The organism is Streptomyces omiyaensis (genome assembly GCF_014650895.1).
GTDB classification, from domain to species: Bacteria; Actinomycetota; Actinomycetes; order Streptomycetales; family Streptomycetaceae; genus Streptomyces; species Streptomyces omiyaensis.
In genome coordinates this window covers 19,059-33,653 of the sequence record NZ_BMVV01000016.1, presented here as the reverse complement: position 1 = coordinate 33,653, position 14,595 = coordinate 19,059, and the positions used below count along the sequence as shown (strand labels likewise).

At 67.3% G+C, this 14,595-nt stretch carries 21 protein-coding genes and 3 pseudogenes; 11 read left to right on the top strand and 13 right to left on the bottom strand.

Annotation, left to right across the window (positions count from 1 at the left end; translation table 11 throughout):
• Positions 1 to 86: 86 nt before the first annotated feature.
• Entirely contained in the window at positions 87 to 890 is an 804-nt protein-coding gene (locus IE287_RS24495) for an IS5 family transposase (protein ID WP_229883699.1), read from the bottom strand.
• 86 nt (positions 891 to 976) lie between these two features.
• Between IE287_RS24495 and IE287_RS24490 the strand changes: the two genes are divergently transcribed.
• Positions 977 to 1,357, top strand: a complete 381-nt coding sequence (locus IE287_RS24490) for a hypothetical protein (RefSeq protein WP_189851327.1) — start codon at positions 977 to 979, stop codon at positions 1,355 to 1,357.
• Positions 1,358 to 1,443: 86 nt separating this feature from the next.
• Here the strand turns inward: IE287_RS24490 and IE287_RS39495 are convergent.
• Both IE287_RS39495 and IE287_RS24475 read right to left on the bottom strand, forming a co-directional pair.
• A pseudogene (locus IE287_RS39495) lies at positions 1,444 to 1,689 on the bottom strand (transposase family protein); the annotation flags it as partial.
• 960 nt (positions 1,690 to 2,649) lie between these two features.
• Entirely contained in the window at positions 2,650 to 2,820 is a 171-nt protein-coding gene (locus tag IE287_RS24475; RefSeq protein WP_189851325.1) for a hypothetical protein, read from the bottom strand.
• A gap of 31 nt (positions 2,821 to 2,851) precedes the next feature.
• Between IE287_RS24475 and IE287_RS24470 the strand changes: the two genes are divergently transcribed.
• The gene (locus IE287_RS24470; RefSeq protein WP_189851324.1) at positions 2,852 to 3,700 is read left to right on the top strand and encodes a hypothetical protein; all 849 of its coding nucleotides are present in this window, start codon (positions 2,852 to 2,854) and stop codon (positions 3,698 to 3,700) included.
• Between the two features lie 7 nt (positions 3,701 to 3,707).
• Positions 3,708 to 4,547 carry a hypothetical protein gene (locus tag IE287_RS24465; protein WP_189851323.1) on the top strand — a complete coding sequence of 280 codons (840 nt, stop codon included), beginning with the start codon at positions 3,708 to 3,710 and terminating at the stop codon, positions 4,545 to 4,547.
• 1 nt (position 4,548) lies between these two features.
• Here the strand turns inward: IE287_RS24465 and IE287_RS24460 are convergent, their stop codons facing one another.
• Both IE287_RS24460 and IE287_RS24455 read right to left on the bottom strand, forming a co-directional pair.
• Positions 4,549 to 4,956, bottom strand: a complete 408-nt coding sequence (locus tag IE287_RS24460; RefSeq protein ID WP_189851322.1) for a hypothetical protein — start codon at positions 4,954 to 4,956, stop codon at positions 4,549 to 4,551.
• A 2-nt stretch (positions 4,957 to 4,958) separates the two neighbouring features.
• A complete protein-coding gene (locus IE287_RS24455; RefSeq protein ID WP_189851321.1) occupies positions 4,959 to 5,309 on the bottom strand; it encodes a hypothetical protein in 351 nt (116 codons plus the stop codon).
• Between the two features lie 487 nt (positions 5,310 to 5,796).
• On the opposite strand from IE287_RS24455, the gene IE287_RS24450 reads away from it, so the two are divergent.
• Positions 5,797 to 5,958: a hypothetical protein gene (locus IE287_RS24450; RefSeq protein ID WP_189851320.1), complete on the top strand. Its 162-nt coding sequence runs from the start codon at positions 5,797 to 5,799 to the stop codon at positions 5,956 to 5,958.
• Here IE287_RS24450 and IE287_RS24445 read toward each other — a convergent pair.
• The 5 genes from IE287_RS24445 to IE287_RS24435 are packed head-to-tail and all read right to left on the bottom strand — an operon-like array spanning position 5,936 to position 7,703.
• The gene (locus tag IE287_RS24445) at positions 5,936 to 6,127 is read right to left on the bottom strand and encodes a hypothetical protein (protein WP_189851319.1); all 192 of its coding nucleotides are present in this window, start codon (positions 6,125 to 6,127) and stop codon (positions 5,936 to 5,938) included. The genes IE287_RS24450 and IE287_RS24445 overlap by 23 nt on opposite strands.
• Positions 6,124 to 6,264 carry a hypothetical protein gene (locus tag IE287_RS24440; RefSeq protein ID WP_189851318.1) on the bottom strand — a complete coding sequence of 47 codons (141 nt, stop codon included), beginning with the start codon at positions 6,262 to 6,264 and terminating at the stop codon, positions 6,124 to 6,126. The genes IE287_RS24445 and IE287_RS24440 overlap by 4 nt, the downstream gene beginning before the upstream one ends.
• Positions 6,265 to 6,298: 34 nt before the next feature.
• A complete protein-coding gene (locus IE287_RS38705) occupies positions 6,299 to 6,526 on the bottom strand; it encodes a DNA cytosine methyltransferase (protein ID WP_229883698.1) in 228 nt (75 codons plus the stop codon).
• Entirely contained in the window at positions 6,526 to 6,708 is a 183-nt protein-coding gene (locus IE287_RS38700) for a hypothetical protein (protein ID WP_229883697.1), read from the bottom strand. Before IE287_RS38700 ends, IE287_RS38705 begins: the two co-directional genes overlap by 1 nt.
• 20 nt (positions 6,709 to 6,728) lie before the next feature.
• Complete coding sequence (locus IE287_RS24435; protein ID WP_229883696.1) at positions 6,729 to 7,703, bottom strand: DNA cytosine methyltransferase; 975 nt, start codon at positions 7,701 to 7,703, stop codon at positions 6,729 to 6,731.
• 91 nt (positions 7,704 to 7,794) lie between these two features.
• Between IE287_RS24435 and IE287_RS24430 the strand changes: the two genes are divergently transcribed.
• Positions 7,795 to 7,959, top strand: coding sequence for a hypothetical protein (locus IE287_RS24430; RefSeq protein ID WP_189851317.1), 165 nt, complete (start codon positions 7,795 to 7,797; stop codon positions 7,957 to 7,959).
• A 287-nt stretch (positions 7,960 to 8,246) separates the two neighbouring features.
• Positions 8,247 to 9,089, top strand: a complete 843-nt coding sequence (locus IE287_RS24425) for an IS5 family transposase (RefSeq protein WP_189851316.1) — start codon at positions 8,247 to 8,249, stop codon at positions 9,087 to 9,089.
• Here the strand turns inward: IE287_RS24425 and IE287_RS24420 are convergent.
• Together IE287_RS24420 and IE287_RS24415 are read right to left on the bottom strand one after the other, a co-directional pair.
• Complete coding sequence (locus IE287_RS24420) at positions 9,084 to 9,440, bottom strand: hypothetical protein (RefSeq protein ID WP_189851315.1); 357 nt, start codon at positions 9,438 to 9,440, stop codon at positions 9,084 to 9,086. The two genes, IE287_RS24425 and IE287_RS24420, sit on opposite strands and share 6 nt — an antisense overlap.
• A gap of 400 nt (positions 9,441 to 9,840) precedes the next feature.
• Entirely contained in the window at positions 9,841 to 10,023 is a 183-nt protein-coding gene (locus IE287_RS24415; protein ID WP_189851314.1) for a hypothetical protein, read from the bottom strand.
• A 255-nt stretch (positions 10,024 to 10,278) separates the two neighbouring features.
• Here IE287_RS24415 and IE287_RS24410 point away from each other — a divergent pair, with 255 nt between their 5' ends.
• From IE287_RS24410 to IE287_RS39310, 3 genes are all read left to right on the top strand, one after another.
• Positions 10,279 to 10,638 (top strand): hypothetical protein, encoded by a 360-nt coding sequence (locus IE287_RS24410; RefSeq protein WP_189851313.1) that lies wholly within the window; start codon positions 10,279 to 10,281, stop codon positions 10,636 to 10,638.
• 130 nt (positions 10,639 to 10,768) lie between these two features.
• The gene (locus IE287_RS24405) at positions 10,769 to 11,641 is read left to right on the top strand and encodes a site-specific integrase (RefSeq protein WP_308436881.1); all 873 of its coding nucleotides are present in this window, start codon (positions 10,769 to 10,771) and stop codon (positions 11,639 to 11,641) included.
• A gap of 11 nt (positions 11,642 to 11,652) precedes the next feature.
• On the top strand, positions 11,653 to 11,940 hold the full coding sequence (locus IE287_RS39310; RefSeq protein ID WP_308436880.1) for a tyrosine-type recombinase/integrase: 288 nt from the start codon (positions 11,653 to 11,655) through the stop codon (positions 11,938 to 11,940).
• 292 nt (positions 11,941 to 12,232) lie between these two features.
• Here the strand turns inward: IE287_RS39310 and IE287_RS24400 are convergent.
• A pseudogene (locus tag IE287_RS24400) lies at positions 12,233 to 12,943 on the bottom strand (ISL3 family transposase); the annotation flags it as partial.
• Positions 12,944 to 12,994: 51 nt separating this feature from the next.
• Here IE287_RS24400 and IE287_RS24395 point away from each other — a divergent pair.
• Together IE287_RS24395 and IE287_RS24390 are read left to right on the top strand one after the other, a co-directional pair.
• A pseudogene (locus IE287_RS24395) lies at positions 12,995 to 13,249 on the top strand (IS256 family transposase); the annotation flags it as partial.
• 68 nt (positions 13,250 to 13,317) lie between these two features.
• Positions 13,318 to 13,878 (top strand): GNAT family N-acetyltransferase, encoded by a 561-nt coding sequence (locus IE287_RS24390; RefSeq protein WP_189851312.1) that lies wholly within the window; start codon positions 13,318 to 13,320, stop codon positions 13,876 to 13,878.
• Positions 13,879 to 14,595 lie beyond the last annotated feature (717 nt).

Below are 14,595 nucleotides of genomic sequence, written 5' to 3'. Positions count from 1 at the left end.
CGGTTCACGGACTTGCGATTGATCCTCGGAGTTGTGGTCGAGAGCTTATACATGTTCCAACCTGGCCTGATGGCTTAGACCGTGTCTCACGTGGTGACCTTGGCGAGCTTCTTGTAGTAGGTCATGGCTGCAGCAAGGCCGAGGAAGTGACTGCCCTTTCGTTCATGGCGGACGGCCAGGCGGCGGTATCCGAAGAGCCGTGAGATCGATCTTTGGATCTTCCATCGGTGTCTCCTGAAACGTTCGGAGTGCTCCACGCCCGGCCGGGCGATCCGCGGAGTGATGTTGCGTTCTCGCAGCCACGTCAGGTTGCCGGCCGAGTGGTAAGCCTTGTCGGCCCGAACCTTTTCGGGGCGTCGCCGGCGAGGGTCGCGGCGTGAGCGGATGGCCGGGATCCCGGGGACGAGCGGGCCAAGCGCTTGGACGTCGTTGACGTTCGCGGCGGACACCCCGACGCCAGGGGCAGCCTCTGCGCTTCCGTCAGAGCGTGTAGTTTGCTGACTGCTTTGCCCCGGTCGACCGGATTCGGCCCCGCCGGCGCTTCCCTTCGCGCGCACCGAGACCGCGTCGACGATCACAGAGCTCCAGTCGAGTCCGCTGTGGGCTCCGATCTCGTCCAGAATCACGCGGTGCAGGCGACGCCGTACTCCGGATGCGGTCCAGATGGAGAATCTCCGGTGAGCCGTCGCCGACGACAATCCGAATGTCGGTGGCAGATACCGCCACGCGCACCCGCTGGTCGGCACGTACACGACGGCCGTGAACACGGCACGTTGGCCGACCGGCGCGGTGCCACCGCCCTGCGGGCGCGAACGGAAGGACGGCAGCACCGGCTCGACCCATGCCCATGGATCATCCGGCACGAGCCGCTGCGGCAGATCCCCACCCATGAACGATCATGATGCCGCTGCCAGGCACCCGGCGACGGCTGGTGGAGTTGTTGGGCCGGTTGCCCTCGCCACCTCAGAATGGGCGCATGGCTCCTCTCTCCATCGACCCGCGCTCGTTGAACGCCGATGAGCGCGCAGTGCTTGAGCACGTCCTGTCGGCGGATTTCGATGGCGCGTCGCAACTGCGGAACCAGCTGGACCGCACCGAGGTGACCGCTGTCTGGGGGCCCGACTCCGTGAGCGTCGATCTACAGGTCCGGGAACCGTGCGAGCATGCGACACTGCCGACCGGGCTCGTTCCCGTGGACGCGCACGTCCATGACCCGTCCGGCGTCTACGTCGGCGAGATCCTCGTATGGACGGACCGGGGAGCCACGCTCGCGGCCCTGGAGTTCGCCTGGATCACCGACGAGATGCCTACGTCTCTCCCGACCGTCGTGCACGGCCGGTTCAGCTGGCCATCCTGACGGGTCCACCCGCCCTCGGCCCCTATGCCCCGCAGGGGACGAGATCACCACGTGAGACACCGTCTTAGCTGCGCAATGAGCCTCTTTCATCCTGAATAGCCGCAGTTCAGCAGGGTGTGGACGGCTTGGACGATGGTGCCGATGCGTCGGGTGGAGCATCGGGCCCGGCGGAGGATCCGCCAGGACTTCAGCTGTGCGAAAGCCCGTTCCCCGGGAGCTCTCGGACGGGCGTGGTCGCGGTTGAACTGCTGGTTGCGTAGGGGAATCTCCAGAAGGGCTTGCCGTCGCCGACGATGAGGAGGACGAGCGCCACCGGTCCCGACACTTCCGCGTCGGGGTCACCGCTGCGGACGGCCTCGATCTTTATGCGCTTCCGGTACGGGCTGTAGCGGTGGACGTACGTCTTCCCTTCCTCGAAGAAGGGGTCGGGTGTGGGCCGCAGGTTGCCGATGCCGCCGGAGAAGTTCGGGTAGTCGGTTTCCGGACTTCGTGTGCCTTTGACGCGGAAGATCCAGCCGAGGTCCCCAGGGTCGGGGCCGACGTGGATGAAGGTTTGGCCAGCCGAAGAGAGATGCTCCTTGTAGACGTACTTCGCACCGGGGAGGAGGTTCTCGGGGTTCGTGCGGCGAGCCTCCAGGTCGGGATGCCCGCGTTCTCGGCGAGCAGGGCGGTGCCCGCCGCTCCGTGCGACGGGTGGGGGTCGGTTCGGCGGCACTTCGGGCTGGAGCAGGGCATCAGGAAGGCGATGCAGGCGTCGGCGCCGAGCCCGACCATGAAGGCGTTGCGGCGGGGGCCGGCCCCGGGCCACGGGCCGAAGTCCTGCGCCGGATGACCGCGAGCCGGATGCGGCTCGACGGTGAAGCCGTTGGCGCGCGTCCAGGCGTCGGCGAGAGCGTCGACGCCGTCCGGGCAGTGGCCGTGGACGGCGGTGAGGGCGCGGCGGTGCTGCTGCCACGCCCAGAGCAGGTAGTCGTTGAGGGCTTCGCGGACGGTGATGATGTCTGTTCAGTCCCCGCTGCCGGTGACGAGCAGGCGGAACGGGTCAGGCATCCGCCGTCTCCCAGGGGTGGGCGCCGTTGATGCTGAGGATGTCGCTGTCGCAGTGGATGTGCAGCTCGACGGTGTCGGCTTCCTGGGCGCGGGAGATGCGGTGGTAGGCGCCGATCCAGCGGGAGATGTCGCCGCCGACGGCTGCTCCGACGTGCCAGGCGGCGACGTACTAGGACACGTCCACTCCGCCGAGGATGATCTTCGATGCTGTGTGTACGCGCTTGGCCATGAAGGCCCCCTTGTCACTGGCCTCGGAGTATGCCGCGCTGGAGCGACATCGACAGGTTGATTTTGACGAGTTCGAGGGCCTCGCGGCGGCTGAAGCCGGCATCGCGGTAGGCCTTGAAGACCTTGAAGGTGGCCTCGGCTGCCACCTCGGTGGCGATGGCGTTGGCCCGGTCGGGATCGATCACAACTTCCCCTTCGATTGGGCATGATGGGGCGGTGGATGGGTTCAGAAAGTTCATGGAGGAGCACGCGGCCTTCTTCGGGGTCGTCGTGCCGATCCTCGCGATCCTCGGTTCCTTCGCCGGAAGCTGGGCGGCGGGGTGGGTCCAGGCCCGCGGTGGCAGGGACCAGGCGGCAGCAGCACGCGAGGTGGCGACGGCTACGAACGAGGCGCAGCGGGTGGCTGCCTTGTGGAACGTTCGCCAGGTTATGACCGTCGACTACATCGCCTACGCGCGTGAGCACGTGGAGTTGTCGGTCAGGATGTACAGGGAGAACGACGAAGACGGAGCACTGAAGCGTGAGGCTGACGCTTCCAGAATCACTCTCGTGCAGAAGAAGGTCGGCCTTGAGTTGGTCGCTACTGCGCCAGTTGTTGCTGCGGTCAAGGAGGTGCAAGAAGCCGTCAGGGGTCTCGCGGAACATGCCTTGACGTATGGCCAGGAGGCATACGCCGACAAGCTTCTGCGCACGATGGGGCCTCGACCTGCCGTGCTGAATGCGCGAGCGGCTCTGCATGAGCTTCGTGAGTGTGAGCTAGACGCGGCTCGTACTGAAGGGGCTAGAAGCGAAGCTCGTGTTAATGCGCTTCGAAAGTTGACGGAACTGGAATCGGAAATTTCCAGGGAGCAGCGTTTTGCGCTGATTAGGTATTACATGCGTGCTGATGGAGTTACGCTCGACCAGTTCAAAGAAGCGCGCGCACTTTTCCAGAGCAAAATGGAGGAATTGATCGAGGAAACTCGTATCATGCTGCGCTCCGAGGGCGACGTCGCCTCGGTGGTACCGCCGCAGCGTCGCTGGTGGCGTCGCAACTCTGCGGCGACGCCGACCGGTTCGGCATGATGTGCACGTGATCGCATTCAGGCGGTACTTCGAGGACAACCCCGAGATCTTCGCCGCTCTGGTCGCTGCCATCGCCATCGTCGGCGGCATCGTCGGGAGCATCATCGGTGCCAAGATCCAGGCCAACGGAGGCCGGGATCAGGCTGCGGCTGCTCGGGAGGCGGCGAAGATCGCTGCCGAGGCCCAGCGAGTGGCTGCCCTGTGGACGGTCCGACAAGTTCAGGTCGCCGAGTTAATTCAGGCAGTCCGTGAAGTCCGGCGCGTATCCGAACTGTTCTACGAACAGAACGCTGCTACTGAAGGCATCGAAGGACAGCTACGCGAGGCGCAGCAGGCAGTTTCGCGGAAGCTAGCCGAGATCGAACTGATCGTCCCTTTTGCCGTTGTGTGCGCGGCAGAGAAATCGATCAACGCCCTTGGGCGGTTGGCGGAGATCGCTAAAATTTCAGGCCCGCAGCGGTACTTCCTGGGACTCCTGGTCGATCGGGCATACGGTCGAGATCCGGCCCAATCAGCACTCGCCCACCAGGCACTCGATGCCTTTGAGGAATTGAACACTGCCGCCCGCGCCGACAATCCAGGGTCAACGGACGACGAACGAGCGACCATGTTCCAAAATGCGGTGCGCACTCTTCGCGCTGCCACAGGCGCCACTACCGAGCAGGCTGTCGCGGCAGCGGGCTATGTAAACGCTCCTGGCATGTCCACAAGAGAGATCGAAATCAGAGATGAGTTTTCCGAGAGGATGAAAGAACTCGTAGGCGCCGCGCGCGAGATGCTGCGGTCCGAGGACGACGTCGCCCCGGCGGCGCCCGAGCAGCGCCGCCGGTGGTGGCGGGCGGCGTAGGTCAGCCGCCCCCGTCCGCCTTCCAGCCGCCCTTCTCCCAGTGGTACTTCTGCATCAGGTACCAGAGGTCGATGCCGAGACCGCGCGTTCCGCCCTTGGCGGTGGTGAACCGGCCGAACGCGACCGGGTTGCCGTCGCCGTCCTTCTCGACGACCGTGCACTCGAACCCTTCGATGAGGTCACCCACCTGGGCGGCGATGCTCCAGTCGACGGACCGCGTGTACGTCTTCCCCGCCTCGAAGAAGACCGGCTTCGGCACCGTCCGCGCTTCGAAGGTCCGGACACGGATCGACGGATCCCAGGTGACGTGGACGCTGCCCGGGTCCAGCTCGTGCACCACACCGTTGATGACGATGTGGGCGCCGGCCGCGGGGATCGCGACCGCGCCGAGCGGCATCATCATGGCCATGGTCAGACCTCCGTCCAGTCGAGCTCGTCCCAGTCGGCCTTGTTCCGGACTGCCCAGCGGTCCCCGCACTCCTCGCCAGTCAGGTAGCCGAAGGCGGTGTCATCGCGGATGATTTCGACCTTGAAGGTCCGGCCGCGGGGCCCGTACGTCTTCCCCTCCTCGAAGAAGGGCGTCAGCGGCTCTTCCGCTTCGAGCGTCCACTTCCAGACTCGGCCGCCCGGCCACAGCCGCTCCTTCACGTACCGGGGCGCCGCCTCGTGCACGACGCCGTCGGCGACGATGTAGGCGCCGGTGTCGGGGACGCCGACCTTGCCTCGGACGACGTTGAGGACGCCGTTCCTGGTGATGGTCATGCCGAGGTTGGTGGTGCCGAGCTTGCGGATGCGGCTTCGAGGTCGGTCACGGGCTTCTCCTTGACGGGGTCGCACGGTCAGTGCCGGTCGCAGTCCCACTGCTCGTCGTGTTCGACGGTGTGGGCGTGGGACGCTTCTTCGTTGACCTGCATGCGTCGGGGCCGGGGCATGACGGTGTTTTTCGAGGGTTGCTGGGACGGTTCGGGGCAGCCGTATCGACCGCGCATGAGGCGGCGCGCCAGAGCACACCGGGGGCGCACTCAGGAGCGGTGGTGAGAACCCGGGAAGTATGGAGCCGGAGGGCGCCTGGGCCCTCGAAACCACGAGGGAGATCCGCCCGATTACCCGGCTGCCGACCTGAACAAACAGGTGTGACCGGCATTCCTTCCCCTAACGGGCTGAACTTTTGTGATCAACGAACAGTTGATCGCTTCCGGCTCGTAGGCTTCAAGCAGCAAATCCACCCCACCCGAGAGAGGGCACTCCCATGCCCAAGAGCACCGTCATGCCCGAGAACGGTAAGCAGCAGCCGTTCCTCGAACTCCGCATAGGCGGGGTCCACTTGATTATTCAGCGGGTGCCGGGCTGGCTCATCGGTCTCGTCGCCACCCTCCTCGGAGGGGTCCTCACCTGGTGGATGCAGCAGTAGACCGCCGGCACTCCTGCCGGTGCTCGTCGAAGACGGGGAAGACGCGGTCGAAGAACTCGGCCGGGACGTCGCCGGACCACCCGCAGGGGCAGTCCGGCCGGTACCGCCACGGGATGAACCAGAGGGCGAACAACCGGCCCGGCCGGTAGCCGCGCACCCGCGGCTTCACTGGACCCCCTTCAGGTAGGTGTGGGCGCTGGCGATGGAGACGGCGAACTCCCATTCCACGCCCAGACGCTGGTACTGCCACCCGCACTGGCAGGCGGCATGCCAGTGCCAGGTGTAGCCGATCTTGACGGCACGCACGATCGCCTTCGCCTTGTCGCCCATGACAGGCCTCCTACGAGATCGATTCGACTGCGCACGCGACCAGGTCGCGTGCCATGTTGCAGGGCACCGCGTTCCCGGCCATCCGGACGCGGTCCCGCTTCGAGCCCTGCCATCGGTACGTTTCCGGGAACGCCATCGCGGCGGCGTACTCCTCGGCCTGGAGCATGCGGAAGCCGCAGTCCTCCACCGGCAGCGCCGGCTCGACGAGCGCCCCGCGGTCCCGGGTCGTCACCGTCATCAGAGGCTCGTCCGTGCCCGCGCCACCCCCGTCGAGTGGTACGGGACGACCAGGCCGTGATGGTTCCCCGACGCGCACACCGTGGCGGGCGGGTCCGAGACCGGCCGGTGCTTCGAGCCGCCGCCCCGCAGCTCGGCGACGAACGGCGGCACGACGACCCCGGTCGTCTCCCGGGTGGTCACCGTGCGGCACGGCTGGTCGGTCAGGTAGGCGGTGTCGTTCCAGGTACCGCCGGCCGGAACCAGCAGCCCGGTCTCGTTCCTGCCGGTACAGGTACGCATCGGCCGGTCGACGCCGAACGGCTGCTGCCGTCGCGGCCCTCCACCGGCACCAGGGCCGTGCCGTACTTCTCCAGGCCCGAGCGGATCCGTGCCACGGTCTTCTCGGCGAGCGGTCGGACGCGGTCCCCGATCCTCGGGGCCGGGATCATCCAGTCGATGATGTCGGCGGCGGCCCCGACCGGCGGCTTCACCTCGACCCCGCACCGCGGGCAGGCGTACGCGTACTGCCGTCCGTACTTTCCTGCGATGTTGCCGTTCTTCCACGTCTGCCGGGCGTCGACCGGGCCGCAGTCCGCGCAGACGGCCTGCGGCGACGTCCACCGCTCGATGTCCGGGCAGCGCGTCCCCTTCGGGTGGAACAGGCAGAACCACCGGTCGCGCCACTGCGGGGTCGCCGCACCGAGCTGGCCGGCAAAGGCGGCGTTGAGGAAGACCTCGTGCAGGCAGTAGCCGAGATCCTCCAGGCTGATCTTCCACGCCCGGAAGCCGGGCCACTTCCGCACCTCGCAGACGTTCTCGACGAACCCGAAACCGAACCCGAACCCGAAACCGAACCCGAACCGGTACCGGTGCTGCTCCGCGAACCGCTGGACGTCCCACATCGTGGCCCGCGACCGCTCTGCTGCGATGTTTTCCGGGTCCGCCTTCATGCCCCGGGCGGCGGAGTGCTTCGTGCAGCTCGGGCTCGCCCAGGGGAGGTCGGTCTTCGCGTACCTCCGCGGGTCGACCTGGGAGATGTCCGCGCAGTCGTGGTCGGCGTCGGGGCGGTTCAGGTTGTGGGTTTCGACGGCGAGCGGCCAGTGGTTAGCCGCCATCTTCACGGCGACGCCTTCGACGAGCCCGGCGCCCGACGAGGAACCGCCGCCGCAGAACAGGTCGGTGAGGGTATGGCTCACGCTGATGCCTCTATTCAGTTGTGTCGATCCGGTCCGAGCTGCACTCGGACGGTAGAAGCGCGGATCCCTGCGGTTCCTTCATGCTCAACTCATGATCAAGAAAGCATTCGCTCTCCTGGCGCTCGCGGCGGCGGCGAGCATCCTCGGCTCTGGTGTTGCGTCCGCGTCGTCTATGCACAGTGGGGACCTTGGCTTCGATCCGTTCGTGCCCATCCAGTTGGTCGAGGAGCTGCTCGGCGAGTGGAGGCGTGACTGACCTCGTCAGTCCCAGAAGCTGCCGAACTTGTCGGTGAAGCAGTGAGCCCCTTCCAACCTGATGGAGCTGAAAGAGCGTTTTATCCCTGAAGAGGTGTTTCATTACAGTTTAGGTAGCGGACCGCTTCGGGTCGGCTGGGGCAGTAGATATGTTTTGTGACAGGTGAGGCGGATGACGGCCTTCGAGGGCCCGTTTCGATCCCTTCGCTCCTGTCTGATCCCAACGCGCCCCCGGTTGCGCCGGTTTGCGCCCTGTGGCAGGGCGGCAGTCATCGGTACTACAGAAACATGCCTCGTAAGCAGCGGCCCTATCCGAGTGGCCTGTCCGATGCCCGTTGGCAACTGCTGGAACCAACTCTGACAGCCTGGCGGGCCGAGCGGAGAGGGAAGGGCCTGGACATCGGCCGCCCGCCCGAACACGACCTGCGCCGGATCATGGACGCCATCCTCTACGTCGACCGGACCGGGATTCCATGGAAATATCTGCCGCACGACTTCGCTCCGTGGGAAACCGTCTACGGATACTTCGCCGCCTGGCAGAAGGACGAGGTCTTCGGCCAGCTCAACGGCCTCCTGCGACGCCTGGTCCGGAAGGCCGAAGGCCGCGATGTCGAGCCCAGCGCCTGCGTTCTCGACGCCCAGAGCATCAAGACCTCTGCCAACGTGCCCGCGGCCGGCCAGGGCATCGACGCGGGCAAGGAAATCGCGGGCCGCAAACGCCACATCGGCGTCGACACACTCGGCCTCCTCCTGACCGTGCTGGTCACCGCCGCCAGCGTCTCCGACAACGCCGGCGGCATCCGTCTGCTCTCGGACATCGCCGCAAGCCACCCCCGCATCACGAAGGCACGGGCCGACACCGGCTATCGCACCACGGTCATCGACCACGGCGCCCGCCTGGGCATCGATGTCGAAGTCACTCGTCGCGACCCGGGACAGAAGGGCTTCAAGGTGATCCCGCGACGGTGGGTCGTCGAGCGGACCTTCGGCTGGCTCATGCATCACCGCCGCCTCGCCCGCGACTATAAAACCCACCCCCACCACTCCGAGGCCATGATCCGCCTCGCGATGATCGACCTGATGAGCCGCAGGCTCACCCGAGAGTCGACTCCGAACTGGAAGTACTCATAGCCGCCGGGCCACGCTGACGCGCGCGTTCTCTCCCCTCGTCGCCTGCGGCCAGCGGTCATCAAGGACATCCGCCGCTTCCCGGCAGGCGCCACAGGCGTCTTCCCGTTCCGGGAGCCACCAGTGGTCGGACGGTGACATGCCGGTTTCCTGGATGCCGCACAGTGTCCTGTCGAAGATGCCGAAGGCATGGGAGACGCCAGCGGTGAGGCCATCCGCGACGGCCTCCTCCCAGCGCATCCCCAAGGGCAGATACGGCGGTCGCGAAATCTCGAACCACTCGCCGCCCACATGGGTGGCGGCGTGACACCACAAGCAGGACCAGATCTCCTCTTCCCAGACCGTCGACGCCATCGGCCACCGCCACATCGACCGCCCGCACACATCACACTCCACAGGCGGATCCTCACATGCCAGCCCGGGCCCCAAACGGCTGGCATCGTGCCAGTTACCAAACACCTTTGCCAGGCCAAAACGCTCTTTTAGGCGATCACGGCCGCCTAGCCCGCGTCTGTGCCCGTGCCGTCGCCGAAGGGACCTGCCCCCTGGGTATCCATGCTGCGCTCCCTGTGTCCGTGCGTTCGTGCGGATCCTGGCATGAGGGTCCGACAACGCGACCACGGCGGCGAGACGCGGTCAACCCGACCCAAAGCATGATCCTTTCGGCGGTGAATCCGCCACCCGGATGACGGACGGACCTGTGGTCCACCGGCATGTCGCGGCGGCAGGTTCGGCAATTGCCGGCAGCCCCCTGTCATTCCCGCCGACTGGTGCGCAGAGCCACGCCCCACATGACGAGTGAGAGGATGCCCAGGCCGCCGAGGACGAGCGGAACGACCCTGCCCGGTCCTTCCATCATCAGGCCCTGGGCAAGGGCCAAAACGGTCGCTGCCACGGTCACCATCATGAAGAGCTGGATCTTGGTTTTCGGGCTCACCGCTCGCACTCCCACTCAGGCGTCGGTCGGGCAGTAGAACTTTCCCCGTGCCCCCACGTTGCGAGATGAATCCGCCATACTGCCGATCAGCGCTGGGGCGAGGGTAAGACAGAAGCCGGGACGACGAGGCGTCAACGAGGCCCACTGCGTGATCGTTTCGGCGGTGAATCCGCCACCCGGATGACGGACGGACCTGTGGTCCACCGGCATGTCGCGGCGGCGAGTTCGGCTGGCTCTGCGTTCGTGATCAAGAACATGCTCCGCGCTTCCACCGCGCTCCTGCTCGCCCTCGCCCCCCTCACCCTGCCCACCCCGGCCGGCGCCGTGCCGCTCGCTGACGCCGTCGAGCGGATCCCGCTCGCCGACGAATCCCGCACCGGCTACACCCGCGACTCCTTCAGGCACTGGAACACCGGCCTCAACCCCGCCGACGGCTGCAACACCCGCAAGGAAGCCATCCTGGCCAAAGCCGTCGAAGCACCCCAGGTCGCGGACCATTGCGCGCTGACGGGCGGATCGTGGCTCGGCGAGTACGACAACATGGTAGTTACCAGCGCCGCCCGCCTCGACGTGGATCACTTCGTGCCGCTCGCCGAGGTATTCGACTCGAAGTAAGCGGAGTTGGGCTCGATACATCGTTCTGCCCCCGCTTATTGACAGCTTGGCGCAGGTAGGGAACGGGGTTGTCGCTCTTTGAGGTGACGGTCGGATAGTGCTGGCCTGGGCTGGGGCGTTCAGTGCCACGATGTTGCATCTGATGCAACTCTCGGAGGTGGTGTTGAGCGGGGCGAGTTTGCCGGGGGCGATCCGGCTCGTGCGGGCGGCGAATGTGGCCGCGTTGGATCCGGAGGCGGCGATGTTCACCGCGATGCTGACCGAGTGGGAACAGCAGCAGCGCAGTCGGCTGCTCACGAAGAAGACGATCACCGACCGGCTCAGTCTGGTGTGCCGGTTCGCCGAGTTCACCGGCACCTCCTACCCCTGGGACCGGACCCCCGAGGACGTCGAGGCGTACTTTGCCACTCGGCTTTCGCGCGGCGAGCTGGTGTGGTCCACGGTGCGGGGGCAGCAGGGCGACTTGGAGATGTTCTGCGCGTTCATGACCGGCTCGCGGTACGGCTGGGCGGCGGCCTGCTCGGATGAGTTCGGCCGGTTCCCAGTTCAGGTGTGCCACGACTGGAACACCGCAGCTCACGTCGCCGAGTACGAGGGCCGGCCCGGGCGTCGGGCGCTCACGTTCGACGAGCTCCAGACGTTCTTCGACGCAGCCGACGATCGGGTTGAGGAGACCCGCCGGAAGCGACGCAAGGGGGTGCTCGCGGCCTGGCGGGACGCGATCCCGCTCAAGCAGGTCTACGCCTACGGGACACGGCGTCGGGAGACGGCGATGCTGGATCTGGCCGACCTGCGGCGGAATCCGCGGGCACCGCAGTACGGGCGGGTGGGTGGGTGGGTGGGTGCGGTGGAGGTGTGGTACGGGAAGGCGTCCAGGGGGAGCCCACCGAAACGGCGGACGGTATCGACGGTCCCGGAGATCGAGTGGATCGTCCCCCTCATAGAGAAATGGGCGGCTGAGGTGAGGCCCGGCTTCTCTCCGGGGCGGCATCCAGCGTGGTGAGTCACGGAGCGGTGCGGCCGGATCGGGATGCGGCGCCTGACGAGGTGTTCGCGACGGCGCGCGAACACGCCGGGCTGCCGGTCGAGCTGGACCTGCACTGCCTGCGGCGCACCTACATCACGCACCTCATCGAATTCGGGTATCCGGAGCGGTTCGTGCAGCAGGTCGGACACGCCTACGCCTCGAAGACAGCCTTGTACACGTGGGTGTCTGACGAGTACCGCAACCGGCTCATCGAGAGTGCGCTGTGGCGACGGCTGGCGCCCGCCACGAAGAAGGAGGCGACACTGTCGTGGTGAAGTGCATGGGGATCGTGTGGAATCTGCGTCGGCTGATGGCCGAGCGGGACATGTTCCAGACCGCCGATTTGATCCCGGCTCTGGCCGAACACGGGGTCCATCTCTCCCGCGAGCAGGTCTACCGCCTTGCCTCCCTCGCCCTCCTCGACATCATCCTCATCACCACCCCGGCCATCCTCACCCGCGCCCACCGACGCCTGACCACCTCGCTGAAGGCCGCCGCCACACGCTGAAGAACACGACCGCAGATCCCGGAACACCGCACGATCCGCATGACGCGCCCTGCCAACCGGTGCCAGCGGTCGCTGATCTGGATCGCGTCGGGCAGGGCTCGGCGGATCGCCTCGGCGTAGGTGGCCGATCCGTCCCGGCACACGGCCTCGATGCCCTGACGCTCGCGCAGCCAGGCTTCCAGGGCGGCGGCCTCGCGGCCGGGCAGTACCTCGATCCGCCGACCGGTCTCGGCGTTGATGATGATCGTGGCGTAGCTGTGCCGGCGTCGCAGGGCGAAGTCGTCGACCCCGATCACCCGCGGGATCCGCACCACCGGCAAGGGCACCCGCCGCAGCAGCCGCAGGGCGGAGGCGTACGACACGGGCATGGCCAGTGACCGGGTGAGCCGTGCGGACGCCCGGCCGCATGCCTACCTGACCAGCTCGGAGAGCTGGTCGGTCAGACGCGTGGTGCGGCGCTGGTGGCATTCCAGGAGCCCGGGGACCTGCTCTCGGAAGGTCTGCCGACGGCAGTCCCGGACCGGGCAGACCAGCCGCCGTATCCTCACCCGGACCACGACCTGTCGGCGGTCGACCGGCACATCCCGCACCGTCCGGCCGTGATGCCCGTGGGCCCTTCCCGTCAGCACCCCGCACAGCGGACAGGGAACGGGAACATGCCGGGTCCGAGCCGAAACCCGGACTGCCTCGCCACCGTCCGCCACATCCTCGATGACCAACGCCGACAACCCCGAAAACACCGTCTCCACAAGCGCGTTCGCATCATGCACGCTCGATGATCACAGGTGAGCACTCACCGTCACCACCGACTGCGGAACAGACCCGAACGATGTACAGTCCCTCTGCGCACCACGAACCCGATCGAGTCGACCTTCAGCACGGTGAGACTCCGGACCAGGGTCACGCGCGGTGCCGGCGGCCCGGCCGCGGCCTCACCGATGGCCTTCAGGCTCGTGAAATCCGCCCAGGCCCGCTGGCGGGCGGTCGCCGCACCCCGCCTCGTCGCGCTCGTCCGAACCGGAGCCCGTTTCGAACAGGGCGTCCGGGGCGAACGGGCCGAGGCCCGAGCGGCATGAGCACCACCACCTGCCCCGGCTCGGGAAATCGGTGGCAGGTCCGGCCGTCCCATGGTGAAGATCGCAGCATGGCCCACTTCCTGGAAACCGACCGGCTCGCCCTGCGCGCGTTCACCGCGGCCGACGCCGACCACCTGTTCGCCCTGGACGGCGACTCCGAGGTCATGCGCTTCATCAGCGGAGGCCGCCCCACCAGCCGCGAGGCCATCGAGACGCGGGTCCTGCCGCGACTCGTGCGTGACTACCCGTGCTGGGGGACCCACGGGTACTGGGCCGCGCAGGAGAAGGCGACCGGCACGTTCCTGGGCTGGTTCGAGTTCCGGCCCCTGGAGGAGCACGGCTCGGCCGTGGTCGAACTCGGCTACCGCCTGAACCGGGCGGCATGGGGGCGCGGCTACGCCACCGAGGGGGCCCGGGCCCTGATCCGCAAGGGGTTCACGGACCTGGGTGTCGAGCGGGTCACCGCGAACACGATGGCCGTCAACACCCGTTCCCGTCGCGTCATGGAGAAGTCGGGCCTGTCCTTCGTCCGGAACTTCACCGGGGACTGGCCGGACGCGATCGAGGGCTCCGAACACGGCGAAGTCGAGTACGAACTCACCCGGACCGAGTGGGAACGGTCTCGATAGACGTCGACGGCCCGATCCGCTGCGGCTGAGCCCCGCCTTCCGACCCACTGATCTCCCAAGAGGGGACCGCCCGCCGTGCACGGACCGCGGAAAGCGAGCCAGAGCCGGATCGGGTGCGAAGCCTTCCCGCAGGGGACCCGGGTGGTCGTGGCCGATCCGTCCCGTACCTCCCCGGTCCGTTCCGGCTGCCGCAGCCGGCGTACGGCGGGACGCACCGGGTGGCACCGGCCGGCAGGTCCCGGAGACGCCCGTCTGCCACCGGTGGCCGGCGCGACGGTCCCGCAGCCGACCGTCGAGAGCTCCGGGGCGGCCGCGCAGGTCCCTGCTCGCGAGGGCGGTGGTGCAAGGGGCCGGCGCCGGCCGGTGGAGGGGCGGCGGTCCCGCACTCCGCCCCGCCGTCACCGGACCGGGAGGAGCGCCCCCGTCCCTGCGGCGAGACGTAGCCCGGCGCGCGGCGGGGGCGTGCCGTCCGGGCCTGGACGGGCGTCAATCGGGTCCTCGTCGTGTTCGGGTGCTGGTGGGAGGGGGTGGGGCGCTCGGGGCGGACCGGGACGGGCTTCCGGCACTCAACAACCTCTTGGTCCAGACCACTTGACGATTGGTCTAGTCCTTCCTAGGGTCACCACAACACTGCGGTGGGTGCGAGGAAGGGACACCACGCACCCAGGGACCCGCAGGGTCGACAGGCCAGGGACCACCCCTGTCCGCCGAACCCCT

Coding starts and splice junctions, on each gene's coding strand:
- IE287_RS24420 (WP_189851315.1), bottom strand. CDS start 9,440: ATGGCGTCGACGGTCTGGGAAGAGGAGATCTGGTCCTGCTTGTGGTGT.
- IE287_RS24450 (WP_189851320.1), top strand. CDS start 5,797: ATGCCCAAGAGCACCGTCATGCCCGAGAACGGTAAGCAGCAGCCGTTC.
- IE287_RS24430 (WP_189851317.1), top strand. CDS start 7,795: ATGATCAAGAAAGCATTCGCTCTCCTGGCGCTCGCGGCGGCGGCGAGC.
- IE287_RS24425 (WP_189851316.1), top strand. CDS start 8,247: ATGCCTCGTAAGCAGCGGCCCTATCCGAGTGGCCTGTCCGATGCCCGT.
- IE287_RS24490 (WP_189851327.1), top strand. CDS start 977: ATGGCTCCTCTCTCCATCGACCCGCGCTCGTTGAACGCCGATGAGCGC.
- IE287_RS24405 (WP_308436881.1), top strand. CDS start 10,769: ATGTTGCATCTGATGCAACTCTCGGAGGTGGTGTTGAGCGGGGCGAGT.
- IE287_RS24455 (WP_189851321.1), bottom strand. CDS start 5,309: ATGACCATCACCAGGAACGGCGTCCTCAACGTCGTCCGAGGCAAGGTC.
- IE287_RS24410 (WP_189851313.1), top strand. CDS start 10,279: ATGCTCCGCGCTTCCACCGCGCTCCTGCTCGCCCTCGCCCCCCTCACC.
- IE287_RS24460 (WP_189851322.1), bottom strand. CDS start 4,956: ATGGCCATGATGATGCCGCTCGGCGCGGTCGCGATCCCCGCGGCCGGC.
- IE287_RS24495 (WP_229883699.1), bottom strand. CDS start 890: ATGGGTGGGGATCTGCCGCAGCGGCTCGTGCCGGATGATCCATGGGCA.
- IE287_RS38705 (WP_229883698.1), bottom strand. CDS start 6,526: ATGACGGTGACGACCCGGGACCGCGGGGCGCTCGTCGAGCCGGCGCTG.
- IE287_RS24390 (WP_189851312.1), top strand. CDS start 13,318: ATGGCCCACTTCCTGGAAACCGACCGGCTCGCCCTGCGCGCGTTCACC.